This window comes from Streptomyces sp. STR69 (assembly GCF_024519455.1).
Classification (GTDB): domain Bacteria; phylum Actinomycetota; class Actinomycetes; order Streptomycetales; family Streptomycetaceae; genus Streptomyces.
This window is the reverse complement of sequence record NZ_JALJRY010000004.1, coordinates 352,306-376,908: the sequence shown is the minus strand read 5'-3', so window position 1 is coordinate 376,908 and position 24,603 is coordinate 352,306. Positions and strand designations below refer to the sequence as shown.

The window sequence follows — 24,603 nt, the reverse complement described above, 5'->3', positions numbered from 1 at the left end:
TGGGGGTGCGGACCCGGCCACGGATCCTGGGATTTCAGATCGTGGCCGGGCCCTTCACCCGCACCGGGCGCCTGTCCCCACGGACGGCCGATGCGGACCGGACGCGCGCTCCGCTTGAGTACGCGCGACCGGAGTCGTGGGGCGCAGGAGGCAGAAGGCCGGGGTGGCCTGCCGGATGGTCTCACTGCCGTCGGACTGTCGTGTCCTCAGCTCTTGACGGTGCTCAGGACGGCGGTGGCCATACCTCGTTCACCCCGTTCGTTGGGGTGGACCATGGCGGCGGGGCTGCTGGGCTTGAGGGGTTCGATCCAGCGGGTGGCTGCCGGCGAGCAGGCGTCGTGGCCGGCGGACGGGGTGAAGGTGTCGACGTACGTTGCTCCTGCCGCCCGTGCGCGTTTGCCGAGCATGGTGTTGAGCTGCTGTTGCTTCTCGCGGAGGAACGTGACGTCACCGGGAGCGATGGGCAGGCCACGACCGCAGCGAGTGCCCTTGGCGGGCAGGATCGACGGGTAACCGACGACGTAGACCCGGGCCTCGGGCGCACGGCGTTGGATCTCGTTCAGTGCGCGGGTGAGGCGGTCACCCGCGGTGCTGATCTTCTGGGCCACCTTGTCGGTGCCGCCGGAGGTGTACTTCTCCTCGCAGGGTGCCTTGTCGGTGATGTCCGTGACGCGCTCGGCCAGTTTGAAGAGCGTTCCGGTGCCTACGCACTTGGTGATCATCGAGCTGAAGTCGATGTCGTTGCCGCCGATGCCGAGCGTGACCAGCCGCGTGTCGGCGGTCAGCGCGGAGAGCTGCGCGGGGTTGGTGCCGTTGCCCGTGGACTGGGAGGTGGTGAGGTCGGAGATGGTGGCCCCACTGCAGCTGACGTCACGGAAGTCGGCCGTCTTGAGGCCGAGTCCCTTGGCGACCAGGGCCGGGTAGTTGCGGCCGGATCGGTCGCAGCCGGCCGGAGTGCCGGTCTGAGGGGGGATCTTGGGACCCGAGGTGTACGAATCGCCGAGTGCGACGTACGGCCCCTTGGATATCTCTTCGGCGGTGCTCTTGTCGTGGCTCTTGCCGCTGCTGTCGGAGCTCTGTCCGATGCTGACGGCGGTGACCAGTACCCCGCAGGCAAGGGCCACGCCCATGCCGGTTCGTGCCAACGGTCCCATTGCTGTGTCCTGTTCTTCGTTGCGGATGCTGGGTTGCGGGGACGTGTCGGTACACAAGGAGCGGCGTCGGTGTGGCCCTTGGGGGTCGGGCGAGCGGGGCGGGGCGGTTTACGACGGGCGGACGAGTCCGGTGTCGTAGGCGAAGATGACGGCCTGCACGCGGTCGCGGGCGTCGATCTTGGTGAGGATGCGGCCGATGTGGGATTTGACCGTGGATTCGGCGAGGTGGAGACGCTCGGCGATCTCCTGGTTGGTCCAGCCGGTGGCCATGGCGGTGAGGACTTCGCACTCGCGTTGGGTCAAGTCGGCGAGTCGGCGCTGCTGCTGCGGACTGTGCCCGGGGAGGCGGTCGCTGAAGGCGTCGATCAGTTTGCGGGTGAGGCCTGGGGAGATGACGGCGTCGCCGGCGGCCACGGCCCGGACCCCGGCGACGAGTTCGTCGGGCTGGGCGTCCTTGAGCAGGAAGCCGCTGGCGCCGGCACGCAGGGCGTCGTAGGCGTATTCGTCGAGGTCGAAGGTCGTCAGCACCAGGATGCGTGAACGGCCGCCGGACTCCACGATGCGGCGGGTGGCCTCGATGCCGTCCATGCCGGGCATCCGGACGTCCATGAGGACGACGTCGGGCCGGAGTTCGGCGGTCATACGGACCGCTTCACCGCCGTTGGTGGCCTCACCGACGACGTTCATGTCGGACTGGGCCTCCAGGAGCATGTTGAAGCCCATGCGTTGCAGGGCCTGGTCGTCGACGATGAGGACGGTGGTCATGAGGGGTGCTTCTCCGGGGAGTTGGGCTGCGGGCTGGGGACGAGGAGGGCGTGGACGGACCAGCCGCCGTGAGCGTTGGGGCCTGCGGTGACGGTGCCCTGGTAGAGGGCGGCGCGTTCGCGCATGCCTACCAGGCCACGGCCGCCGCCCGCGCGGGGACGGTTCGCCGAGGGTGTGCGGGACGGGCCGGTGTCCTCGACGGTGACGCGTACGGCGTCCGGGTCGGCGGTGAGGGACACCTGGACCGAGGTGTCGGGGGCGGCGTACTTGACGGTGTTGGTCAGGGCCTCCTGGATGATGCGGTAGACGGAGAGCTGGATCCCGGGAGGCAGGTCGGTGAGGCTGCCGTGGGTGTCCAGGGTGACGGTGGGACCGGCCGCGCGGACGCGGTCCAGCAGCGAGTCGAGGTCGGTCAGGCCGGGCTGCGGGGCGAGCGGCTTGTCGCCCGGCCGGTCGTCCTCGTCGCCGATGACGGAGAGCAGGCGGCGCAGTTCGGCCAGTGCGTCACGGCCGCTGGTGCTGATGATGCGGAGAGTCTGGGCCCCGCGTTCCGGCTTCTTGTCGGTGAGGGCGGCGGCGCCGTCGGCGAGACCGACGATGACGGCGAGGGTGTGGCCGAGGATGTCGTGCATCTCCCGGGAGACCCGGGCCCGTTCCTGCGCTATGGCCAGGCGGGCCTGCTGGTCGCGTTCCTTCCGCAGGGCGTCGATGTAGGCACTGGCCAGTCGGCTGAGCAGGCCCAGCGCGGCGAACGCCGCCATGGCGGTCATCGCCAGCAGGGTCACGACCTCGGGGCGTGTGGCGTGTTCCAGCTGGCCGCCCCGCCAGAAGACGGCGGCCCACACTCCGAGCTGCACGGTGGTGATGCCGACGGCGAGAGCGAGTTGCCGGGGGGTGCTGTAGCGGCCGACGTTGAACAGGGCCACGACCCGTGCGGACTCGGCCCCGGTCAGCACCCCCAGGGGGAGGGCCAGCACGGAGGCGGCGGTGGTCAGGGCGAAGACCAGCATGGGCCGGCGTTCCCGCCACAGGAGGGGGAGGGCGAACGCGACGATGAGCGCCAGCTGCGCCGGGACGTCGCCGGTGTTGTAGGGGTTGAGGTAGGAGTTGATGCCGAGCGCGGCGCAGAAGGCCGGTACCCCCCAGTACCGGACCTTGGGATGGGCCCGGTCGGCCCGCCGCAGCGCGGCCAGCCGGAAGATGACCGAGGCGATCACGCGCTGTTCGGAATCGCTGGTCAGGGTCTCCAGGACCCGGCGGTCGTCCGGGCCGGGGGCCGCGGGGGCGCTCGGTGTGGTCACGGGGGTCCTTCACGGGTCGGGAGGCCGCCCGCCGGTCCCGGGGGATTGGACCGGCGGGCGGGGCTGGGGAATCGGCCGGTGGGAGGTGGCCGATCCGGTCGGTGGTCGAACAGCGGTCGGCAGTGGTCGCTGTTGCGACGCGTCTCCGTCAGCTCTTAGCTCTTGCGGAACAGTTTGTTCCGCAACCCCCTCGTCGGCGTTGCTTTCGGCTCGGCCGTGTCGGCCGACGGGGCGGCGTCGCCTTCGTTCGCGCGGTGCCCGAGGCCGGGCAGTCCCGGGATCCTTCCACGGTGGTGCCGGGGAAGCGGCGACGCGAAGCCAGGCGTGTCCGAGGCGTCGGAGCCGGAGCTGCTGGTGAGGACTGACGGGGCGGCGTGGTCGTCCGAGCCCTGGCGGCCCCCGGCGGGTACGCCGGCGAATACGGGTTCGGGTGCGGTGCTCGTCTCCTCGGCTGCCAGGGCCTTTCGCAACTTCTCGCCCTCGACGTCCACGTTGGGCATGACCCGGTCCAGCCACTTGGGCAGGGCCCAGGCGCGGCGCCCGAGCAGGGTCATGACCGCCGGGACGATGGTCATGCGGACCACGAAGGCGTCGAAGAACACGGCGGAGCCGAGGCCGAGGCCGATGGACTTGATGAGTGCCACGTCGTCGAGGAGGAAGCCGGAGAACACCGAGATCATGATGATCGCCGCCGCGGTGACCACGCGCGCACTGTGCTTGAAGCCCTGGACGATCGCCTGCGTGGGTTCGGCCCCGTGGACGTACTCCTCCCGCATCCGGGTGACGAGGAAGACCTCGTAGTCCATGGCGAGTCCGAAGACCACGCCGATCAGCAGGATGGGCAGGACGCTCACGATCGGCGCGGTTTCCTGGATGCCGAAGAGACCCTTGAGCCAGCCCCACTGGAAGACGGCGACCACGACACCGAGCGTGGCGCCCACGCTCAGGAGGAATCCGAGGGCTGCCTTGAGCGGGACCAGGATCGAGCGGAAGACCAGCAGGAGCAGGACCAGCGCCAGGCCGACCACGATCGCCAGGTAGGGGATGAGGGCCTGGCCGAGCTTGGTGGAGACGTCGATGTTGACGGCGGTGGTGCCGGTCACCATCAGGTCGGCACCCGTGTCCTTGTGCAACGTGCCGCTCTGGGCGCGGATGTCCTTGACCAGGTCCTTGGTGGCCTGGCTGCTCGGCGCGCTCTTCGGGATGGCCCCGATCAGGGCCACGTCGCCGGACTCGTTGAACGCGGCGTCGCGCACCGTGGCCACGTTGGGCAGCTTCTTGATCCGCGCCACCGCGTCCGCGGCGGCGGCCTTCGGGTCCTTGCTGTCACGGGCGTCGACCACCACGGTCAGGGGACCGTTGAAGCCGGGACGGAAGCCCTTGCTGAGGGTGTCGTAGGCGACGCGCTGGGTGCTGTCGGGGGACTTCATGGAGTCGTCGGGCAGCGCTAGGCGCAGCGACATGGCGGGGATGGTCAGCAGGCCCAGGCCGATCACCGCGACGGCGAGGACCTTGACCGGATTGCGGGTGACGAAGCGCGCCCAGCGCACACCCATGGCCTCGCCCTCGCCGCGTTCCTCCAGCGCGTGCATGCGGCGGCTGAGGAGCTTGCCCTTCATGATCCGCGTCCCGGCGAAGCCCAGCATCGCGGGCAGCAGGGTCAGGGCGATGACCACGGCGACAGCGACCGCGAAGGCGGAGGCCAGGCCCATCGAGGTGAGCATCTTGATGCCGATGACACTCAGGCCCGCCAGCGCGATGATCACGGTGAGGCCGGCGAAGACGACGGCGGATCCGGCGGTGCCCAGGGCCCGGCCGGCGGCTTCTTCCGGATCATGGCCGTCGCGGATCTCGTTGCGGTAGCGGGAGACGATGAACAAGGCGTAGTCGATGGCGACCGCCAGACCCAGCATCAGAGCCAGTGTCGAGGCGGCCGAGGCCATGTCCACGAACGAGGTGGCGATGGTGATGCACATGACGGCCACGCCCACGCCGAGGATCGCGGTCAGCAGCGGAAGGCCCGCCGCGATCAGCGAGCCGAAGGTGATCACCAGAACGACCGCGGCGACCGCCAGACCGATCAGTTCGGCAGCCTTGCTGGCCGCCTTGTCCTCGACCGCGTCACCGCCCATGCTGACCGTCAGCCCGGCCTTCTCGCCCTCCGCGGCAACCTTGTTCAAGGCCTCGTGCGCGGCGCTGCTGACGTCGGACTTGGCGACCTTGTAGGACACCTGGGTGTAGGCGATGGAGCCCGACTTGCTGACCAGACCACTGGTGAACGGGTCGGAGACGCTCGCCACCTGCGGCGACGCCTTCAACTCGGCCACCAGCGAGGTGATTTCCGCCTTGTTGGCGGCGGAGGTGAGCTTCTGGCCGGAAGGGGCCTCGAAGACGACCCGAGCGGTGGCGCCCGAGGCGGAGGCCTGCGGGAACTCCTTGCCCAGCAGGTCGATGGCCTTCTGGGACTGCGTGCCGGGCAGCGTGAAGCTGTCCGAGGTGGAGCCGGTGGAACTCATGGCGCCGATGCCTACGGCGGCCAGGACGGCGATCCACAACATCAGGAACAGGCGTCGTCGCCGGAAGGCGAGCCGTCCCAGTCGATAGAGGAAGGTGGCCACGGGGTACTCCCACCAGGAGAAGAGATCATTACGCGAGCAGGGCCTGATCGACCCTTGATCTCAAGCTAGGTGCGGGTTTCCGCGCTTCCTGCCCCCTGTGGCATCGAATCGACAGGCCTCGATTAGTACCGCAGGACTAATGCCCCTCTCCTGACAACACGGCGACTGGCCGTGCTCCGGTCAGCCGGGGACGGTGACCACCACCCTGGCCCGCCCGCCCGCGTCGACCCGTTCGTGGGCCTTGGCGATGTCCTCCAGCGGGTAGCGGTCCGCGACGTCGACGGTGAGGGCGCCGACCGCGGCGGCCGCGGTGAGATCACGGGCGGCCTGCCGCTTCGCCACGGCGGGGAAGTCGTCGCTGCCGAGCAGCCGCAGGGTGACGTTGTTGAACAGCAGGGGCCAGAAGGGGAGTTCGGTACGGTCGGCGTGGGTGCCGTAGGCGGCGATGACGGCGTCGAGCGCGGTGACCGCGTTGTCGAGGTCGGCGTTGGCCGACAGGGACACCTCGACGACACGGTGGACACCACCCGGCGCGTACGAGCGGATCGCTGCCGCCGGGTCGGCCGAATCCAGGGCGACGGCGTGGGAGACGGCGGTCGCGTCGACATGGGCGAGGTCGTCGCCGCGTCGGACGGTGCCGATGACGGTGGCGCCGCCCCAGCGGGCGAGCTGTGCGGCCAGGGAGCCGACGCCGCCGAGCACACCGTGGACGAGGACGATCCGGCCGTCGACCGGGCCGTCCGCGAAAACGGCGCGGTGAGCGGTGATGCCCGGGATGCCCAGACTCGCGCCGAGCTCGTCGGTGAGGTGGTCGGGGAGACGTACGGCCTGCTGATCCGGTACGACGGTGTACTGCGCGGCGGTGCCGAAGGCCCGGTAGGACTGGGCGCCGTACACCCACACCCGCTCTCCGACGCGGTGGGCGTCGATGCCGTCGCCCACCGCGTCGATGACGCCGGCGGCGTCGCTGTGCGGGACGACCCTCGGATACGGCATCGAGGAGCCCAGCCAGCCGCGCCGCTTCTTGGTGTCACCGGGATTGACGCCCGAGACGGTCACGCGGACCCGCACCTCACCGGGGCCGGGGTGGGCGTCGGGCAGTTCACCGACGTGCAGGACATCGGCGGCGGAGCCCTGCCGGTCATACCAGGACGCGAGCATGGAGGTACCTCCGGGGTCTTTCAGGGGTTCTCGGGCGGTTGTTCGCCCAGGACCTCGCGGAGCCAGGCGCGTTCGGCGCGGCTGGTCGCGCGGGCGGTGAGGAGCAGGCCACGCCGGTAGGGGTCGGAGACCTCCTCGGCGCGTAGGGGCCGGTCACCGTCGTAGAAGAAGCTCACCGGCTCCTCCAGGAACGCCAGGCGGCGGCGCAGTACCGCGTGCTGTTCGGCGACGTCAGGGAGGTGCGAGAGGAAGGACAGCACCGTGTAGAAACGGGTGAAGTCGGTGATCTCGTGGTCGGCCGGCTTGCGCAGGCGCTCCAGCATGTCGGCGCGGCCTGCCTCGGTCAGGCTGAGCATGTAGCGGCCCGCACCCGCGCGCGGATCGGCCCGCCGTTCCAGCAGACCCGCCTTCGCGAGGCGGTTGATGGCCGGGTAGAGGGTGCCGTCACTGACCGGGCGCGTGTAGCCGGTCAGGTCCGAAACACGTCGGCGCAGCTCATGACCCGGTAGGGGGCCTTCGGCCAGGAAGCCCAGTATCGCGAGTTCCAGCATGGGGTCATCTTCTCATATGTTTCATCGATTCGATGTTCACATCGAATCGATGACACCGTCGACGGCGGCTCGCCTCACCGTCGAGGCCCGCACGTCCCGCAGCTCGGCTCGTCCCCGCAGGCGCGCCCCGTCCGAAACGCCGCCGACCTCCCCGAGAGCCCGAACCATGGATCTTCATTCCTCCTCCTCCGCCATTTCGCCGGTGACCTCGCCCGCTCTGTCGCGCGAGGCGGGCCCTCGCCCTCGAAGGCGCGGGTCTTCGAAGTGCGAACTCGTCGACAAATGAGTTCGTCTAGTGAAATATGATTCACGAAAATCTGAGGCGGCCGGCCACGTATCCCGTTCGGTGATCCGCTTGAATCCCGCGTGCGGACCGTCTGCCCGGTGGCCGGTCCTTTGAGGAGTCGTCGATGAGCAGTAGCGAGTTTCCGGAGGCCAGGACGGTGGCGGGCGCGGTCCGCGGTCGTCGTGAGGGTGGCCTGGAGGTCTTCCGGGGTATCCCGTTCGCGCAGCCGCCGGTGGGTGCGGCGCGCTTCGCGGCGCCGCGACCCGTGGACGGCTGGGACGGTGTGCGGGAGGCGTTCACGTTCGGCCCGCCTCCTCCGCAGGAACAGGCGGGTCCCGGGCCCGAGGTTCCCGCCGGTCTTCCGGCCGGTGACGACTGGCTGACGGTCAACGTGTGGTCGCCCGAGACGGACCCGGCCGTGCGGCGGCCGGTGATGGTGTGGATCTACGGCGGCGCGTACAAGTTCGGCTCCGCCGACGATCCGGCCTACGACGGGAGTCGCCTCTCGCGTGACGGCGAGTTGGTCGTGGTCACGCTCAACTACCGGGTCGGCATCGAGGGATTCGCCCTGATCGAGGGAGCGCCCGCGAACCGTGGTCTGCTCGACCAGGTCGCTGCCCTGGAGTGGGTGCGCGAGAACATCGCCGCCTTCGGTGGCGACCCCGAGCAGGTCACCGTCTTCGGCGAGTCCGCGGGTGCCGGGTCCATCGCCGCGCTGATGGCCATGCCGCGGGCGCGGGGTCTGTTCCGGCGGGCGATCACCCAGAGTGTGCCGGGCACGTTCTTCTCCTCCGAGCTGGCCGGTGACATCGCCGAGGTGCTGGCCGGCGGGTTGGGGCTGCGTCCGACGGTCGCCGATCTGTCCGGTGTGGACCCGCGCAAGCTGCCTGAGGCAGGAGCCGAACTGACCGGCCGGATGAGTGGGTACGTGGAGCGCTGGGGTCCGGTCGCTCTGACCCCGACCCCGTTCTCGCCCGTCGTCGACGGCGATGTCCTGCCCACTACCCCGTGGCAGGCCCTCGCGAGTGGTGCCGCGCGGGACGTGGAGCTGATCGCCGGGCACAACAGGGACGAATACCGCCTCTTCCTGATGCTCGGTGGGCTGCTCGGCCAGGTGGACGAGGGGCTGGCCTCGATGGCGTTGGGCCTGTTCGGACCGGGGCCGGAGAGCGAGTCGGCCTACCGTGGCGCGTTTCCGGACGCCTCGGCGGAGTATCTGTTCGAACTGGTGCAGTCCGACTGGCTGTTCCGGATGCCGTCGCTGCACCTCGCGGAGGCGCAGGTGGCCGGCGGCGGCAGGGCGCACGTGTACGAGCTGACCTGGGCCGCACCCGCCAACGGCGGCGCCCTGGGCGCCTGTCACGGACTCGATGTGCCCTTGACGTTCGGCGTCTACGGCGGTCTCGGCGCCATGCTGACCGGTCCCGTTCCCTCGCCGGAGACCGAGGCGCTCTCCGCCCGCTTCCGCTCCGCCTGGACCGCCTTCGCGACCACGGGTGACCCGGGCTGGCCCGCGTACGATCCCGAGCGCCGCCTCGTCCAACTCCTCGACACCGAACCGACGGTGACCGCGTACCCGGAGGAGGCCGTCCGTCGACTCTGGGAACACCACACCTTCGCCGCGCTGCCCCTGACGACGGCGTAGCCCCGCCACCTCCGCACCTCCGCTCCATGGCCGGCCGGCTGATCACTGGTCGGCAGTCCCGGCCGTCGCTCACCGTTGCCACCCTCCCGTCGCCGAGCGAGAGGGGAGTGGCCGGAGCGGTACCGGTCCGGGCCTGGACTCAGGCTCACTCGCGGGGACGTGCCACCGGCGCACCGCGTGCTGTTCCCGGACGACGGCGCGTAGAGGTCGCGCGGACAGGTGCGGTCGGGGTCATCCGACGCAGCAGCCTTGTCACCGGGCCTTTCGTCCTGTTGGCTTGCGGCGGAGTTTCGGGTGGCAGCTCAAAGGCGAGGCGTACGAGTGACAGGTTGGGGCAGCGCGCGCGGGGATGCGCAGTACGGTTTGCTGACCAGCATCGCCGGCGAGGCGGGGGGGTCGCTCAGTACCGTGTCGAAGGTCGTGCACCGGCGTGCCGACGTCGGAGCGGCGACGCGAGCCCGAGTCGAGGATCTCCTGGCACGCCACGGGTACGTCCGCCCGGGAGAACCCGATCCCGCGGCGTCGCGTCAGATCATCGCGGTGTTCCGTGACCTGTCGGGGCCGTACACGCTGGAAGTCGTCCGCGGGATCGTGGACGCGGCGGACGAACTGGGCCTGGACGTGGTGACCGGGACGACCGGTCACCGTTCGATCTCCCAGTGGCTCGACGAGTGCGTGGCGCTCGACGCGGCGGGCCTGATCATCGTGATCTCCATGCTGGCCGAGGAAGACCAGCGCCGGATCGTCGAGCGGCGGCTTCCCGTGGTGCTGATCGACCCGCTGAGCGCACCGACCCACGACATTCCGAGCATCGGGGTGACGAACTGGAGCGGAGCCAGGGAAGCGGTGCAACACCTGCTGGGCCTCGGGCACACCCGGATCGGCATGGTCGCGGGCCGTTCGCACTCGCTGGCCGGGGCGGCGCGACTGCACGGCTACCGGGCCGCTCTGGAGGAGGCGGGGATCGCGTACGACCCGGCGATCGTGCGCTCGACCGACTTCGACTTCGAAGAAGGGCTGCTCGCCAGCCTGCAGATCCTGCGCTCCGGCAATCCACCCACCGCCGTCTTCGCGGCGAGTGACGCGCAGGCGCTCGGTGTTCTGGAAGCGGCGCGTCAGCACGGGTTCAGCGTTCCCGAGGACTTGGCGGTCATGTCCTTCGACGACACCCTCGTGGCGGCCATGGCCTGTCCGCCGCTGAGCGCGGTGCGCCAGCCGTTCGAGGAGCTGGGCGCCGAGGCCACGAGGGTGCTCGTGCAACTCGCGGAGGGTCGACCGCCCGCGTCGTCCCGGATCGAGTTGGCGACGGAGCTCGTGCTGCGCACCTCGACGTCGGTACGCAGGCGAGTCGATACACAGTGAGTGACCCCAGGGCACACGCGTTGCGCCGTTGCGGCTGCCCCGAGGGCGGGCGTCCCTGAGGCCTCAGGCGAGCGGGACGGTCACCGTGGTGGGGACGTGCGGCAGCAGGTGTACGGTCTGCCGCTGGTCCGAGCCGTCACGGCACACGAGGACGAGGTCCCGCTCAAGTGGCGATGTGAGAACCACCTTCGCGAGGCCCTCGGACACATCCCACGTCAGTTCGTCGACGCCGACACCGGCGCGCGTGGCGAGGCCGCGCAGGCTGCCGGACCGCCACTCCGGGGGCCGGGCCGGCAGGAGTTCCACGATCCCGGGCCGGGAGTCGAGGAGCATCTCCACGACCACGGCCGGCAGACAGTGGGCGGCGTCCGCGTTGTAGATCTCCAAGTCGGGGTTGTGCGAGGTCATCAGGGATCGGAAGACCATGTTGTGGCCCACGATCTTGAGGACGTTCTCCTTCGCCGTCCCGCTGTCCTTCAGGCGTGCGGCGACCAGGGCGCGATGCAGGCTGCCGTGCGCGGAGAGGTTCTCGTCACCGCGTCGCAGCAGGGCTTCGCGGGCGGCGGCGGCCAGGTCGGGGGTGTCGTCCGGGGTGATGTCGTGCAGCGGCCACACCGGGTAGAGGTGGCTGATGTGCCGGTGGTCGTCTGCGGTCTCCAGTCCCGGCCACGCCCACTCGGCGAGCGCCCCCTGCCCGTCGACGCGGTAGGGCGGCAGCCGCTCCGCCAGCGCGCGCCAGCGGCCGACCGCGTCCTGTTCGATACCGAGGTGGGTGCAGACGTCGGCTGCGGTGGTGAGGGCGTGCCGGGCCGCGGCCAGGTCCATGGTGGCATTCACCCCGGACATGCCCCGCCCGTCGCGAGGGCCGACCTCGGGGGAGTAGGAGGGGACCAGGACGACGTGCCCGTCGTCGTCCTCGCGGGTGAGGAAGTCCTCGAAGAAGACGGCGGCCTCGACGAGCCAGGGGGCGAGGGTACGGGCGAGGAAGCCGTCGTCGCCGGTCGCCTGCCAGTACTCGTGCAGCGGGAACAGCAGCCAGTCCGCGCCCGCCAGCCACATGGTCCAGGGCCAGTCGTCGTCCAGGTGGAAGAGCAGCCCGTGTTCGCCGTCCGTCCGGCTGGGGGCCAGGATTCCGCGGGTGCCGTAGATCGTGCGGGCGTTGGTGCGCCAGTCGTCGATCTGACCATCGATCAAGGCGGCGTACGGCGCGATGAGTTCGGGCATGCGGGTGAGGACCGCCCCGGCCATCTGGAGGTTGATGTTGGCGTCGGTGGTGTAGTCGCCGGACCAGGCGGCGCCCCATTCGCCCAGCCACAGGCCGGTCAGTCGGGGCGGCAGTACCCCGCTGGAGCTGAGCAGCAGATAGCGGCCGGAGTGGAACAGCGCCTCGACCAGCGCGCCGTCCAGCGTCTTGGTGTCGGCGAGGGCGATCAGCTCGCCCACGGGGAGGCCGCGGTCGCTGTCCGGCACGCCCAGGTCGAGTTCGGCGCGGCCGTAGAGCTCGCCGTGGACGGGCGCGTGCCGGGAGAGCAACTCGTCGTATTCGGCGGGCAGTTCAGCCAGGGCCGCGCGGAGCGCGTCGATGCGGGGGAGGGGCGCCGACCGGTCCATCCGGGTCAGCAGAACGACGCGTGTCGCTCCTTCGACACGGACCGTGTCCCCTTCCGCGGCGACCCGGCCGCCCGTGACGACGGCCCGGGTCACGCCGGTGAAACCCGCCGCGCCGGGACCGGGCGGATACTCGCCCACGACGGCGAGTGACGCCTCGCCGTCCCCGGTGACCTCGGTGGACGTCGTGAAAGTGACCTCGGCGGGGCGGCCCGACAGCTCTCCGGACAGTCGTAGGGCCAGGTCGAGCCGCGGACCGGTGATCTCGACGACCGCGACGGCGTCGGTGCGCGACACGAACGCGCGCCGTATCCACTCCCGTTCCCCGTCGGACCAGGTGACCCTCACTTCGCCGGTGGTGAAGTCGGTGACCCGGCGGTAGTGCTCGACAGCGCCGTCCCCGGCCGTCGTGTCCACATGCAGCATGTGCCCCGGATGGAAGGACTGTGTCCAGGCCATCCCCCTGCCGTCGGAGAACTCGCGCTGTGCCTGCTCCCGTTCCCCGGCGAGGGCCAGGTCGCGAACCTGTTCAAGACGGTCGGCGACGGCCGGCGGCCGCATCCCTAGGGACTCGTTGGGCAGCACGTAACGGTGGTGGTTGTGAACGATCCGTTCCCGGTGGGGATGCCCGAACACCATGATTCCGTACTCGCCGTTGCCGGAGAGGAAAGCGTCCTCCCAGCGGTCGGCGGGCTGTGTGTCGTAGATGCTGTGCACCGGCATTCCCGGCCTCCCGGAAGTAACGTGCCTGAGCGGCTCGAACAGGCTGCGGGGGAGCCTACAAGAGGCGGCCGATCGGGTCGCGAAAGACTTTCGCAGCCCTTGAGCCTCCCCGTTTCCGCAGGTGTACAGGGCTTTCGGCGCCCTGTCTCGGCCTGCCGTGATCGAACCGGCGTGTACGTTCGCTCAGCACGCAATCAGATCAAGCCAATGGACGGGGTCGGGGAGGTCCACACCGCAGTGACGGGCCCAACCAGCTCCCGACGGAACGCCCAGTACGGGCTTCTCGCCTCGATAGCCGACGAGGTCGGCGTCTCGCCGGCGACCGTGTCCAAGGTCGTCCACAGGCGGCGCGACGTGTCCCAGGCGACACGCGCCCGCATCGAGGCGCTGCTGGCCGAACGTGGGTTTGTCCGTACGTGGGAGACCGAAGCTCGTCGGCCACGGCAGATCCTCGCGGTGTTCCGGGACCTGGCGGGACCGTACACCCTCGAAGTGGTCCGCGGCATCGTGGAGTCGGCGGCCGAGATCGGTGTCCACACGACCGTCGGCACGACGAGTCGGCGCTCCATCGCGCAGTGGTTGGAAGAGTCTCAGAAGCTGGACGCCCTCGGGGTCGTCATCGTCATCTCCACACTCGTGGAGAGGGACGAGCGCCGGATCCTGGAGCAGCGGATTCCGGTGGTGCTCGTCGATCCCCTGAACGCCCCGTCAGCAGACATCCCCAGCGTAGGGGTGGCGAACTGGCACGGCGCGACGACCGCTGTCCAGCACCTGATCGACCTCGGGCACCGCCGCATCGGCATGCTGGCCGGCCGGTCGCACTCCCTGGCCGGGTCCGCGCGCCTGCACGGCTACCGGGCCGCCCTGACGGAGGCCGGGATCCCTTACGACGCCACGCTCGTGCGCTCGACGGACTTCGACTACGGCGAGGCACTGCGCGCCGCCCGCAGTGTGCTGGAGCAGGGCGAGAGACCGACGGCTCTCTTCGCCGCGAGTGACGTCCAGGCGCTCGGCGCCCTGGAGGCAGCCCGGCAACTGGGCATCGCTGTACCGCGCGGGCTGTCGGTGATGTCGTTCGACGACACCCTCGTGGCCGGCATGGCCTCGCCACCGCTGAGTGCGGTGAGGCAGCCGTTCAGGGAACTGGGTCAGGAGGCCACGCGCGTCCTGCTGAACCTCGCCGACGGCAGGCCTCCCGCCACGACGCGCAGGGAACTCGCGACCGAACTCGTCGTGCGCATGTCCACGGCGCCGCCCGAAACCGGGAAATAGGGACGAACCCCGAGCCGGTTCCGCAAGCCCTCGGACAGCGAAAGTCTTTCGGAAGTGATTTCGCTCCGATATTGCCGCGGCCGAATTGCGCCGCTTAACGTGACCGACGCCAGCTCAACCGCAGGAGCAACGGAACCGCAACACTTGCGCAACAGCACCTGACGGTCATGGCCATCGACCCAGATCCCCCAGTGCGGGCAGGCCCGGGACGGCCTGCCGGGTGCAGTTCACCCGCGAAGGGATCCTGCTGACTCGAAAGGTGTTCAACGATGAACAGTGTGTCCCGGAGATGGTTCCTCACCGCGACGGCGGCGACCACGCTGAGCGTCACCGTGGCCGGCTGTGGCTCGTCCGCCAGCTCCACGTCCTCGCCCACAGGCAACGTCGACTTCTGGACGCTGCAGGACCCGACCAACTCCGTCCAGAAGGCGGCGGTGGACACCTTCAATTCCGCCGGCAAGGGCAAGGTCAGCATGACCGTCATCGCCACGGACGGGTACAAGGACAAGCTGCGGACCGCGATGGGCTCGGCCAAGATGCCCGGGGTGTTCTTCAGCTGGGGCGGCGGCAGCCTGAACGACTACGTCACGGCCGGGAAGCTGGTCACGCTGGACACGGCCCTGGAGTCGCACTTCCTGCCGTCCGCCCTGGCCGCGGGCAAGGTCGGCGGCAAGCTGGTCGGCATCCCCTGCCGGGGCACCCAGCCGGTGTTCCTCTTCTACAACAAGAAGGTCTTCGCCGACGCGGGCGTCGAGCCGCCGACGACCTACGCCGAGCTGCAGAACCTGGTCAAGGTCTTCAAGGGCAAGGGCATCACGCCCTTCGCGCTCGCCGGCAACGCCAGCTCCTCGTGGACCGAGCTGATGTGGGTCGAGTACCTCGTCGACCGCCTCGCGGGGCCGAAGCTGTTCGACAAGATCCAGGGCGGCGACTGGTCGCAGTGGAAGGACCCCGCCATCCTCAAGACCGCGCAGATGATCAAGGAGCTGGTGGACAGCGGCGCGTTCGGCAAGAAGTTCGGATCGGTCAACTACGGCGCCGGCGGCACCTCCACGCTGCTCAACAAGGGCAAGGCGGCCATGGTGCTGATGGGCTCGTGGGAGTACGCGACCCAGCTGGCCGAGGCCCCCGACTTCGCGAAGAACGGCCTGGGATACGTGGCCTTCCCCTCTGTGGAGGGAGGCAAGGGCGATGCCGCCAACGTGGTCGGCAACCCCACGAACTACCTTTCGGTGACCACTTCCGCCGCCATGCAGACCGCGACGGACTTCCTGCAGACCACCTACAGCGACAGCTACGTGCAGGGGCTGGTCGAGAAGGGTGAGGTGCCGGTCACCTCCAACGCCGCGCAGTACCTCACCAAGGCGGCCGACCCGGCGTACGCCAAGTTCCAGTACGACCTGGTGCAGAAGGCACCCTCCTTCACCCAGTCCTGGGACCAGGCGCTCGGCCTCACCCTCGGCACGCCGCTGCTGACCGAGATCCAGAAGCTGTTCAACGGGCAGAGCTCGCCGGAGCAGTTCGTCAGCGCGGTTCTGGCGATCAAGAAGTAGGAAGGCGCGTCCACGTGGTCTCCGCAACGACTTCACGGCCCATGCGCAAGCAGCGGGTGCGTGACCGGGCCGCTCCGCCCACCCTGGAGCGGCCCGGCGTGGCCTGGGCGGTTCCCGGGCTGCTGTTCTTCCTCGTCTTCGCCGTCGCGCCGATGGTGGGCGTGCTCTACCTCTCCTTCACGCACTGGGACGGCCTGAACCCACCGCAGTTCACCGGCACGGCGAACTGGTCGCGGTTCTTCGGCGACAGTCAGGTCTGGCAGTCCACCGTGGTCACAGGGGTCCTGCTGATCGGGAACATCGTGGTGCAGGCGCCGGTCAGCATCCTGCTGGGCGTCTGGGCGGCCGGTCCCCAGCGCAACCGGGCGGTCCTGTCGGCGCTGTTCTTCCTGCCGCTGCTGCTGTCCACAGCGGCAACGGCCGTCATGTGGCGCCAGCTGCTGGACCCGAACTTCGGTCTTCCATCGAAGTTCGAATGGCTCTTCGGTTCCGATCCGATGGGTACCCAGCAGGGTGCGATCGCCTGCCTGGTCCTCGTGACCACCTGGCAGTTCGTCCCCTTCCACAGCCTGCTCTACCAGGGCGCCGCCCGGGCCATCCCGCACACGCTCTATCAGGCTGCCTCGATCGACGGCGCGGGACGGGTCCGGCAGTTCGTCCACATCACCCTGCCGCAGCTGCGCAACACGATGATCACTTCGACCATCTTCATGGTCGTCGGCGGCCTCACGGCCTTCGACATCGTGCTGCTGCTGACCAACGGCGGACCCGGCACGGACACCTCAATCCTGCCGTTCTCCATGTACCAGACGGCCTTCCGGACCTACGACTACGGCTATGCGAGCGCCATCGCCAGCTTCCTGCTGCTGCTCGCCACCGCCGCCTCGGTCCTCCTCACGAAGCTCAGCGGGTACGACAAGATGACGAGCACGATGGAGGGGCTGTGAGGACGCGCCCGAACTACCTCGCCGGCGCTGCCACCCTGGTCTGGCTGTTGATCATCGGCGTCCCGCTGTACGCGCTGGTGAACACGGCGGTACAGCCGCAGACGACGTACACCGACAAGGGCCCCGTCTCGATCCCCGACACCGTGACCCTGGACAACTTCCGCACGGTCCTGGACAGCGGCTTCCTGCAGTACATCTGGAACACCGTCGTCGTCGCGGTGGCCACGGTCGCCATCGTGCTGGCGCTCGCGGTCCCGATCAGCTACGCCGTGGTGCGCGGCCGGGGCTGGATGACCAAGGGCGTGTTCCGCCTGTTCCTGCTGGGCCTGGCGATCCCCTCGCAGGCGGTGATCATCCCGCTCTTCCTGATCATCAACAATCTCGGCTTCTACGACACCCTGTGGGGCATCATCCTGCCCACCGCCGCGTTCGCGCTGCCGGTGAGCGTGCTGGTCCTCAGCGGCGGGATGCGGGACATCTCCAACGAGCTGTACGAGGCCATGGCCCTGGACGGCGCGAGCCCGGCCCGGACCCTGCTGACGCTGGTCGTCCCGATGTCGAAGTCGGCCATCGCGACCACGTGCGTCTTCACGGCCCTCCAGGCGTGGAACGGCTTCCTGTTCCCGCTGATCATGACCCAGTCGAACGACAACAAGGTGGTGACACTGGGCCTGTACAACTTCGTCTCCGAGTACGGGTCGAACGTGCCGGCCCTGCTGGCCGCGGTGCTGATGTCCGCGGTCCCCATCCTCGTCGTCTACCTCTTCGCCCGCCGCGCCCTCGTCGCGGGTCTGATGGGAGCCGGCGGCAAGTAACGGTGCCGAGTCCCGCCGGATTCGCCGAAGCGGGACGCCACCCTGTTCGGGGCCCGGACGCCGAAAGGCGCCGACTCCCCCCGTGCGACGCAGTCCGGCGTGTCTGCCTCCCCATGACCGCCGGACCGGCGCCCGGGCCCACTCCCTTCCCGGTCGGCAGTATCCCCTCGGCCCCTTGGACCATTCGCGCGCTCTCGCGCACCCCCCCCGCAACAGAACGGATGAGACCTTGACGATCAGCGACGAGCGCCCGACGACCGGGCTGTGGAACGATCCCGCCCTGCCGGCGTCCGTTCGCGCGCGGGCCCTCCTCGACACCATGACCAGGGCCGAGAAGGTCGCACAGCTCGGCAGCACCTGGCCCGGCCACGACGAGTCCGGCGACGTGGCCCCGATGCAGGACACCTTCCGCGGCGCCGAGAGCTTCGAAGAAGCGATCGTCGACGGTCTCGGGCATCTGACCCGGGTGTTCGGTACGGCGCCGGTCGAACCGGAGGCGGGCCGCAAGCGCCTCGCGGAGTTCCAGGAGCGGGTGACAGCGGCCAACCGCTTCGGCATCCCGGCCATTGCCCACGAGGAGTGCCTCACCGGGTTCACCGCCTGGCAGGCCACGGTCTACCCCACACCGCTCGCCTGGGCAGCCGCCTTCAACCCCGACCTCGTCCACCGCATGGCAGCGGCCATCGGCTCGGACATGGCGGCCGTCGGTATCCACCAGGGACTGTCACCCGTCGTGGACGTCGTACGCGACTACCGCTGGGGCCGGGTCGAGGAGACCCTCGGAGAGGACCCCTACCTCGTGTCCGAACTCGGCCTGTCCTACGTGCAGGGGCTGCAGTCGGCAGGCGTCGTCGCCACGCTGAAGCACTTCGCCGGTTACTCCGCATCGAGGGCCGCCCGTAACCACGCCCCCGCCGCCGTCGGTCCCCGCGAACTCGCCGACCTGATCCTCGTGCCGTTCGAGAAGGCCGTGGTGAAGGGCCGGGTCGGCTCGGTCATGAACGCCTACAACGACATAGACGGCGTGCCCTGTGGTGCCAGCGAGGAACTCCTGACCCGACTGCTGCGTGACAGCTGGGGATTCGAGGGCACGGTGGTGTCCGACTACTGGGCGATCGCGTTCCTCGCCTCCCTGCACCACGTGGCGGCCGACATCCCGGGCGCGGCACGTGCCGCGCTCCGGGCCGGAATCGACGTCGAACTGCCCCACACCACCGCATACGGGGGGCCGCTCCTGGACGACGGAATGCCGGCGGATCTCGTCGACCGCGCGGTACTGCGGGTCCTGACCCAGAAGGCCGAACTCGGCCTGCTCGATCCAGACTGGAAGCCCGGGCAGTACACCGCTCCCGCCGACTTCGACTCGGCCCGAAACCGCTCCGTCGCACGCGAGTTGGCCGAGGAGTCCGTCGTCCTGCTCGACAACTCCTCGGACCTGCTGCCGCTCACCGGCGCGCGCTCCGTCGCCGTGATCGGTCCCGCGGCCGCCGACGTCCGGTGCCTGTTCGGCTGCTACTCGTTCCCCAACCACGTACTGCCCCACTACCCCGACACCCCCCTGGGAGTCGAGGCGCCCACGGTGCTCGACGCCTTCCGGCGCGAGTTCCCCGACGCCGAGGTCCGCCACGAGACCGGTTGCCAAGTCATCGGGGACGACCGCAGCGGCATCGCCGCCGCGGTGGCCGCCGCAGCCGCGGCCGACGTGACGGTCCTCGTCGTCGGTGACCGCTCCGGGATGTTCGGACACGGTTCCTCCGGCGAGGGCTGCGACGTCAGCGTGCTGACACTCCCCGGAGTCCAGGACGAACTGGTGGAGGCCGTCCTCGACGCGGCGAACCAAGCCGTCCTCGTCGTCCTTTCGGGCCGTCCGTACGCCATCGGCCGGCACGCGTGGCGGGCGGGCGCCACGGTCCAGGCGTTCTTCCCCGGCGAGGAAGGGGCGGGGGCGATCGCCGGTGTCCTCTCGGGCCGGATCAACCCCTCCGGGCGCCTGCCGGTCCAGATCCCGGGCGACGAGGCCGGCCAGCCGGGCACCTACCTGGCGCCTCCGCTCGCCCTCAAGAGCGATGGTGTGAGCAACATCGACCCCACACCCGCGTTCCCGTTCGGGCACGGTCTGTCGTACACGACCTTCGAGATCGAGAGCGCGTCCGTCGACGAAGCCGTGGTGTCCGTCGACGCCACGATCACGTTGCGGGCCAGGGTCTCCAACACCGGTGAGCGCGCGGGCACTTGCGTCCCCCAGCTCTACCTCACCGACCCGGTCGCCTCGGTCACCCGCCCGGTCCGCCAACTCATCGCCTTCACTCGCGTCGACCTCGCCGCCGGTGAGACCCGTGTCGTCGAGTTCGAGGTCCACACGGACATGGCCGCCTTCACCGGGAGAGACCTTCGCCGACGCGTCGAACCCGGCGACCTCACCCTCACCGTCGCCCGGTCGGCGGGCGACCGTGGCGTTCCCGTCCAGGTGACCCTGCAAGGAGACGAGCGCATCGTCGACAGCACCCGCACCATGACCACGCCCGTCAGGGGGCTCCCGGGCTGACCTCGGGTACTCCGCAGGCCAGGAGGCTTCCCGTGTCAGGTGCGGGGAGCCTCCTTTTGCATCCCGTCTCCAGTGGTTCACAGCGGGCTGTGGGGATGGACGTGAGACGAACTGGCGTGAGCTGCTCAGAGCTCGTAACAGGATCTTGCTGGGCGGTCCTGGTCGGGCGTGACTGTTGTGACGATCCGATCGGTCGGGTGGGTGTGATGACTCGGCCGCGGATCGTAGACGACGACTTGTGGGCAGTGAGCGAGCCGCTGCTGCCGTCCTGGCCTGAGTGGTCGCAGGGGCCGAAACCGGTGCCGGACCGGTTGTGCCTGCAGGGCACCCCCCACAGGGCAAGCCAGTTCAGATGTCACCCGATCGTGCATCAGACCCTTTTCACGTGCCGCCCTCAGCGGTGACATTCGCGCGGGGACATACTCAGCCAGAGAGGTATGTGACATAGTACTGATGTGAGCAAGCGACTGACCTGCGATGTCGTGGTCGTCGGAGCCGGAGTGGTGGGCGCGGCCTGCGCCCTCTACGCGGCCCGGGCAGGCCTCGATGTCGTCATCGTGGATCGCGGCCCGGTGTCCGGCGGCACGACCGGCGCCGGCGAGGGCAACCTGCTCGTCTCCGACAAGGAACCCGGCCCCGAACTCGACCTCGCCCTCCTCTCCGCCCGCCTGTGGGCACAACTTGCGGAGGGTCTGGGGGAGTTCATCGAGTACGAGGCGAAAGGCGGCCTCGTCGTGGCCTCCACGCCCAGCGGGCTCACCGCCTTGGAACGCTTCGCCGGGGAACAGCGCACCGCCGGCGTCGTCGCCGAACCGGTCGACGCCGAGGCCCTGTACGACCTCGAACCCCGCCTCGCCCCGGGCCTCCCGGGCGGCGTGTACTACCCCCAGGACCGCCAGGTGATGCCCGCCCTGGCCGCCGCCCACCTCGTCCGGGCATCCGGCGCCCGCCTGTTCACCGGCCGCACGGTGACGGCCGTACTCCGCAAGGCCGATGGAACGGTCCAAGGTGTCCGCACAGCCCCGGGCGACATCCTCGCCCCGACCGTGATCAACGCCGCCGGCACCTGGGGCGGCGAACTCGCCGCCCTCGCAGGCGTCATCCTCCCCGTCCTCCCGCGCCGCGGCTTCGTCCTCGTCACCGAACCGCTCCCGCGCCTGATCCACCACAAGGTGTACGCCGCCGACTACGTGGCCGACGTGGCCAGCGACTCTGCCGCCCTGCAGACCTCACCCGTCGTGGAAGGCACGGCCGCCGGACCCGTCCTGATCGGCGCCAGCCGTGAACGCGTCGGTTTCGACCGGGAGTTCTCGCTGCCGATCGTCCGGGCGCTGGCGGCGGGCGCGACCCGGCTGTTCCCGTTCCTGGCCGACGTACGGGCGATGCGCTCCTATCTCGGCTTCCGCCCCTACCTGCCGGACCACCTCCCCGCCATCGGCCCCGACCCCCGGGCCCCCGGCCTCGTCCACGCCTGCGGACACGAGGGCGCCGGCATCGGACTCGCCACCGGCACCGGGCACTTGATCGCCCAACTGCTCGGCGGCAAGGCCCCCGACCTGGACCTGGCACCCTTCCGCCCCGACCGCTTCCCGGACCAGGAGGGCAAGTGAGCTCAGGATCCCCGCAGGACCTCGCCGACGCCCGCCCGGGACCGGCCTTCACGGTCACCCTGGACGGCCGTGAGATCGAGGCAGTCCCCGGCCGGACCGTCGCCGCCGCACTGTGGTCGGCGGGCGTGACGTCCTGGCGCACCACCCGGGTCGGGGGAGCGCCGCGCGGCGTCTTCTGCGGCATCGGGGTCTGCTACGACTGCCTCGTCACCGTCAACGACCGCCCGAACCAACGGGCCTGCCTGGTGCTGTTGCACCCGGGAGACGCCATCCGCACACAGGACGGAACGGGCCACGATGACTGACCGACCGCACCTCGCCGTGATCGGCGCGGGCCCGGCGGGACTCGCCGCCACCGTGGCCGCCGCGGCCCACGGCGTCCGGGTCACGCTGCTCGACTCGGCGGCGCTGGCGGGCGGCCAGTTCTACCGTCAGCCCGCCGCCGAACTGCGCGCCGCGCGACCGCAGGCCCTGCACCACCGGTGGCGCACATGGCGGCGGCTCAGCGACGCCCTCGCCCGCCACGTGGAGGCAGGCCGCGTAACCCACTTGACGGACCATCACATCTGGTTCGTGGAGCGGAGGTCGAACCGAGAGGGTGACCGTACTGCCGACGGAAGCAGCCCCCGTGACTCCTTCACCGTGCACGCCCTCCTCGGCCCCGAACAGGAAGTCCCCGTCGAGATCCGTGCCGACGCCGTCCTCCTCGCCACCGGCGGCTACGAGAAGGTCCTCCCCTTCCCCGGCTGGACCCTCCCCGGAGTCCTCTCCGCGGGCGGCGCGCAGGCCATGCTCAAGGGCTCCCTCGCCGTCCCGGGACGAACCGCCGTGGTCGCCGGCACCGGCCCGCTCCTCCTCCCCGTGGCGACCGGACTCGCCGCGGCCGGTGTCGAGGTGGCCGCGCTCATCGAGTCCGCCGACCTCAAGGCGTTCGCACGACGGCCCCGCACGTTCGCGGCACAGCCCGGCAAGGTCGCCGAAGGCGCCCAGTACGCGGCCCAACTCCTGCGCCACCGCATCAAGTTGCTCACTCGGCACACCGTCGTCGAGGCGCACGGCGCCGAGCGGCTGGAGGCGGTGACCGTCGCCGCGCTCGACACCGACGGGCGTGTCCGCCCAGGCACCGAACGGCGCCTCGCCTGCGACACCCTCGCCGTCGGCCACGGCATGCTGCCGCACACCGACCTCACCGAGACCCTCGGCTGCCGGCTCGAAGGGCTCGACGTCCACGTCGACGACGAGCAACGCACCGACGTCCCCGGCGTCTGGGCGGCCGGCGAGACCACCGGTATCGGCGGCGCGGACCTCGCCCTCGCCGAAGGGCACATCGCGGGACGCTCCGCAGCCGCCCGCCTGACGGGTGCCGTACCCGACCCGCGCGGGTGGGCGACGGCTGCCAAGTCCCGTACGGGACTGCGGGAGTTCTTCGCCGCACTCGACACCGTGTACGCGCCGCCCGCCTGTTGGACGGATCTCGTCACCGACGACACCGTTGTGTGCCGCTGCGAAGAGGTGACCGGAGGTGCGATCCGCGAGGCCGTGGCCGGGCTCGGCGCCGGTGACGTACGCACCGTGAAGCTGCTGACGCGGGCCGGGATGGGCTGGTGCCAGGGGCGGATGTGCGGGCCCGCGGTCGCGGGGCTCGCCGGGTGCGAACCCACCCCGCCCCGGCGGCCGTTCGCCAGACCCGTGCCGCTCGGTGTACTGGCGCGCGCCGGTGCGGCCGAGGACGACGAGCATCAATGAAATGTCACACCCTGTTGAGATGAGGCGCTCCATGACCACCACCCCGAACCGTCCCTGGCGCGGCGTCCTCGTCGCCGCCGCGCTTCCGCTGACCGACGAACTCGCCGTCGACCACGACAAGTTCGCCGAGCACTGCGCCTGGTTGGTCGACAACGGCTGCGACGGTGTCGTGCCCAACGGCTCGCTCGGCGAGTACCAGGTGCTCACCCCCGAGGAGCGCGCCAAGGTCGTCGAGACGGCCGTCGCCGCGATCGGCGGGGCGCGGGTGATGCCCGGTGTCGCCGCCTACGGTTCCGCCGAGTCCCGCCGCTGGGCCGAGCAGGCCCGCGACGCCGGCTGCGCCTCCGTGATGCTGCTGCCGCCCAACGCCTACCGTGCCGACGAGCGTTCGGTCCTCGCGCACTACGCGGAGGTCGCGAAGGCGGGCGTGCCGATCGTGGCGTACAACAACCCCATCGACACCAAGGTCGACCTGGTGCCCGAACTCCTCGCCAAGCTGCACGGCGAGGGGTACATCCACGCCGTCAAGGAGTTCTCCGGCGATGTCCGCCGCGCCTACCAGCTCGCCGAACTCGCCCCGGAACTCGACCTGTTGATCGGCGCCGACGACGTCCTGCTGGAGCTGGCGCTCGCGGGTGCGAAGGGCTGGGTGGCCGGTTACCCGAACGCGCTGCCCGCCGCGAGTGTCGAGCTGTACCACGCGGCCGTCGACGGGGACCTGGCCACCGCGAAGAAGTTGTACGAGCAGCTGCACCCGCTGCTGCGCTGGGACTCCAAGGTCGAGTTCGTGCAGGCCATCAAGCTGTCCATGGACATCGTCGGACGGTACGGCGGCCCGGTGCGCCCGCCGCGCGTCCCGCTGCTGCCCGAGCAGGAAGCCGTCGTGCGCGCCGCCACCGAGAGGGCGGTCGCGGCCGGACTCGCGTAAGCACCCTCGCATC

The 24,603-nt window shown here is 70.2% G+C and carries 18 protein-coding genes; 11 read left to right on the top strand and 7 right to left on the bottom strand.

The annotated features are described in order from the left end of the window. Positions 1-206 precede the first annotated feature (206 nt). The 6 genes from OC490_RS10130 to OC490_RS10105 all read right to left on the bottom strand — a co-directional run bounded on the left by OC490_RS10130 (position 207) and on the right by OC490_RS10105 (position 7,550). The gene (locus tag OC490_RS10130) at positions 207-1,154 is read right to left on the bottom strand and encodes an SGNH/GDSL hydrolase family protein (protein WP_262057505.1); all 948 of its coding nucleotides are present in this window, start codon (positions 1,152-1,154) and stop codon (positions 207-209) included. A gap of 108 nt (positions 1,155-1,262) precedes the next feature. Then, complete coding sequence (locus OC490_RS10125; protein ID WP_262057504.1) at positions 1,263-1,919, bottom strand: response regulator; 657 nt, start codon at positions 1,917-1,919, stop codon at positions 1,263-1,265. Next, positions 1,916-3,220 carry a sensor histidine kinase gene (locus tag OC490_RS10120; RefSeq protein WP_262057503.1) on the bottom strand — a complete coding sequence of 435 codons (1,305 nt, stop codon included), beginning with the start codon at positions 3,218-3,220 and terminating at the stop codon, positions 1,916-1,918. The genes OC490_RS10125 and OC490_RS10120 overlap by 4 nt, the downstream gene beginning before the upstream one ends. A gap of 155 nt (positions 3,221-3,375) precedes the next feature. Beyond that, positions 3,376-5,838, bottom strand: a complete 2,463-nt coding sequence (locus tag OC490_RS10115) for an MMPL family transporter (protein WP_262057502.1) — start codon at positions 5,836-5,838, stop codon at positions 3,376-3,378. Positions 5,839-6,018: 180 nt separating this feature from the next. After that, positions 6,019-6,999 carry an NADPH:quinone reductase gene (locus OC490_RS10110; RefSeq protein WP_262057501.1) on the bottom strand — a complete coding sequence of 327 codons (981 nt, stop codon included), beginning with the start codon at positions 6,997-6,999 and terminating at the stop codon, positions 6,019-6,021. A gap of 20 nt (positions 7,000-7,019) precedes the next feature. Continuing rightward, positions 7,020-7,550 carry a PadR family transcriptional regulator gene (locus tag OC490_RS10105; RefSeq protein WP_262057500.1) on the bottom strand — a complete coding sequence of 177 codons (531 nt, stop codon included), beginning with the start codon at positions 7,548-7,550 and terminating at the stop codon, positions 7,020-7,022. Between the two features lie 410 nt (positions 7,551-7,960). Here OC490_RS10105 and OC490_RS10100 point away from each other — a divergent pair, with 410 nt between their 5' ends. Both OC490_RS10100 and OC490_RS10095 read left to right on the top strand, forming a co-directional pair. Further along, positions 7,961-9,481 carry a carboxylesterase/lipase family protein gene (locus OC490_RS10100; protein WP_262057499.1) on the top strand — a complete coding sequence of 507 codons (1,521 nt, stop codon included), beginning with the start codon at positions 7,961-7,963 and terminating at the stop codon, positions 9,479-9,481. A gap of 294 nt (positions 9,482-9,775) precedes the next feature. Beyond that, positions 9,776-10,843 carry a LacI family DNA-binding transcriptional regulator gene (locus tag OC490_RS10095; RefSeq protein ID WP_315986666.1) on the top strand — a complete coding sequence of 356 codons (1,068 nt, stop codon included), beginning with the start codon at positions 9,776-9,778 and terminating at the stop codon, positions 10,841-10,843. 63 nt (positions 10,844-10,906) lie between these two features. On the opposite strand, the gene OC490_RS10090 is transcribed toward OC490_RS10095, so the two are convergent. Further along, on the bottom strand, positions 10,907-13,174 hold the full coding sequence (locus tag OC490_RS10090) for a glycosyl hydrolase family 95 catalytic domain-containing protein (protein WP_262057497.1): 2,268 nt from the start codon (positions 13,172-13,174) through the stop codon (positions 10,907-10,909). 237 nt (positions 13,175-13,411) lie between these two features. On the opposite strand from OC490_RS10090, the gene OC490_RS10085 reads away from it, so the two are divergent. The 9 genes from OC490_RS10085 to OC490_RS10045 all read left to right on the top strand — a co-directional run bounded on the left by OC490_RS10085 (position 13,412) and on the right by OC490_RS10045 (position 24,590). Next, positions 13,412-14,446 (top strand): LacI family DNA-binding transcriptional regulator, encoded by a 1,035-nt coding sequence (locus OC490_RS10085; RefSeq protein WP_262057496.1) that lies wholly within the window; start codon positions 13,412-13,414, stop codon positions 14,444-14,446. A 269-nt stretch (positions 14,447-14,715) separates the two neighbouring features. Next, entirely contained in the window at positions 14,716-15,999 is a 1,284-nt protein-coding gene (locus OC490_RS10080; RefSeq protein WP_262057495.1) for an ABC transporter substrate-binding protein, read from the top strand. 41 nt (positions 16,000-16,040) lie between these two features. Next, positions 16,041-16,946, top strand: coding sequence for a carbohydrate ABC transporter permease (locus OC490_RS10075; protein ID WP_262057494.1), 906 nt, complete (start codon positions 16,041-16,043; stop codon positions 16,944-16,946). Next, entirely contained in the window at positions 16,943-17,761 is an 819-nt protein-coding gene (locus OC490_RS10070; protein ID WP_262057493.1) for a carbohydrate ABC transporter permease, read from the top strand. Before OC490_RS10075 ends, OC490_RS10070 begins: the two co-directional genes overlap by 4 nt. 229 nt (positions 17,762-17,990) lie before the next feature. Further along, positions 17,991-20,306, top strand: coding sequence for a beta-glucosidase family protein (locus tag OC490_RS10065; RefSeq protein ID WP_262057492.1), 2,316 nt, complete (start codon positions 17,991-17,993; stop codon positions 20,304-20,306). A 455-nt stretch (positions 20,307-20,761) separates the two neighbouring features. Then, entirely contained in the window at positions 20,762-21,916 is a 1,155-nt protein-coding gene (locus OC490_RS10060) for an NAD(P)/FAD-dependent oxidoreductase (RefSeq protein ID WP_262057491.1), read from the top strand. Then, positions 21,913-22,221 (top strand): (2Fe-2S)-binding protein, encoded by a 309-nt coding sequence (locus OC490_RS10055; RefSeq protein ID WP_262057490.1) that lies wholly within the window; start codon positions 21,913-21,915, stop codon positions 22,219-22,221. The genes OC490_RS10060 and OC490_RS10055 overlap by 4 nt, the downstream gene beginning before the upstream one ends. Next, positions 22,214-23,662 (top strand): FAD-dependent oxidoreductase, encoded by a 1,449-nt coding sequence (locus OC490_RS10050; protein WP_262057489.1) that lies wholly within the window; start codon positions 22,214-22,216, stop codon positions 23,660-23,662. Before OC490_RS10055 ends, OC490_RS10050 begins: the two co-directional genes overlap by 8 nt. Positions 23,663-23,693: 31 nt before the next feature. Then, positions 23,694-24,590 carry a dihydrodipicolinate synthase family protein gene (locus tag OC490_RS10045; protein ID WP_262057488.1) on the top strand — a complete coding sequence of 299 codons (897 nt, stop codon included), beginning with the start codon at positions 23,694-23,696 and terminating at the stop codon, positions 24,588-24,590. The last annotated feature ends 13 nt before the right edge of the window (positions 24,591-24,603 follow it).

What these genes read in the sequence shown, in the direction of transcription:
- OC490_RS10130 (WP_262057505.1), bottom strand. Translation starts at nt 1,154, where the DNA reads ATGGGACCGTTGGCACGAACCGGCATGGGCGTGGCCCTTGCCTGCGGG.
- OC490_RS10125 (WP_262057504.1), bottom strand. Translation starts at nt 1,919, where the DNA reads ATGACCACCGTCCTCATCGTCGACGACCAGGCCCTGCAACGCATGGGC.
- OC490_RS10110 (WP_262057501.1), bottom strand. Translation starts at nt 6,999, where the DNA reads ATGCTCGCGTCCTGGTATGACCGGCAGGGCTCCGCCGCCGATGTCCTG.
- OC490_RS10105 (WP_262057500.1), bottom strand. Translation starts at nt 7,550, where the DNA reads ATGCTGGAACTCGCGATACTGGGCTTCCTGGCCGAAGGCCCCCTACCG.
- OC490_RS10100 (WP_262057499.1), top strand. Translation starts at nt 7,961, where the DNA reads ATGAGCAGTAGCGAGTTTCCGGAGGCCAGGACGGTGGCGGGCGCGGTC.
- OC490_RS10090 (WP_262057497.1), bottom strand. Translation starts at nt 13,174, where the DNA reads ATGCCGGTGCACAGCATCTACGACACACAGCCCGCCGACCGCTGGGAG.
- OC490_RS10080 (WP_262057495.1), top strand. Translation starts at nt 14,716, where the DNA reads ATGAACAGTGTGTCCCGGAGATGGTTCCTCACCGCGACGGCGGCGACC.
- OC490_RS10075 (WP_262057494.1), top strand. Translation starts at nt 16,041, where the DNA reads ATGCGCAAGCAGCGGGTGCGTGACCGGGCCGCTCCGCCCACCCTGGAG.
- OC490_RS10050 (WP_262057489.1), top strand. Translation starts at nt 22,214, where the DNA reads ATGACTGACCGACCGCACCTCGCCGTGATCGGCGCGGGCCCGGCGGGA.
- OC490_RS10045 (WP_262057488.1), top strand. Translation starts at nt 23,694, where the DNA reads ATGACCACCACCCCGAACCGTCCCTGGCGCGGCGTCCTCGTCGCCGCC.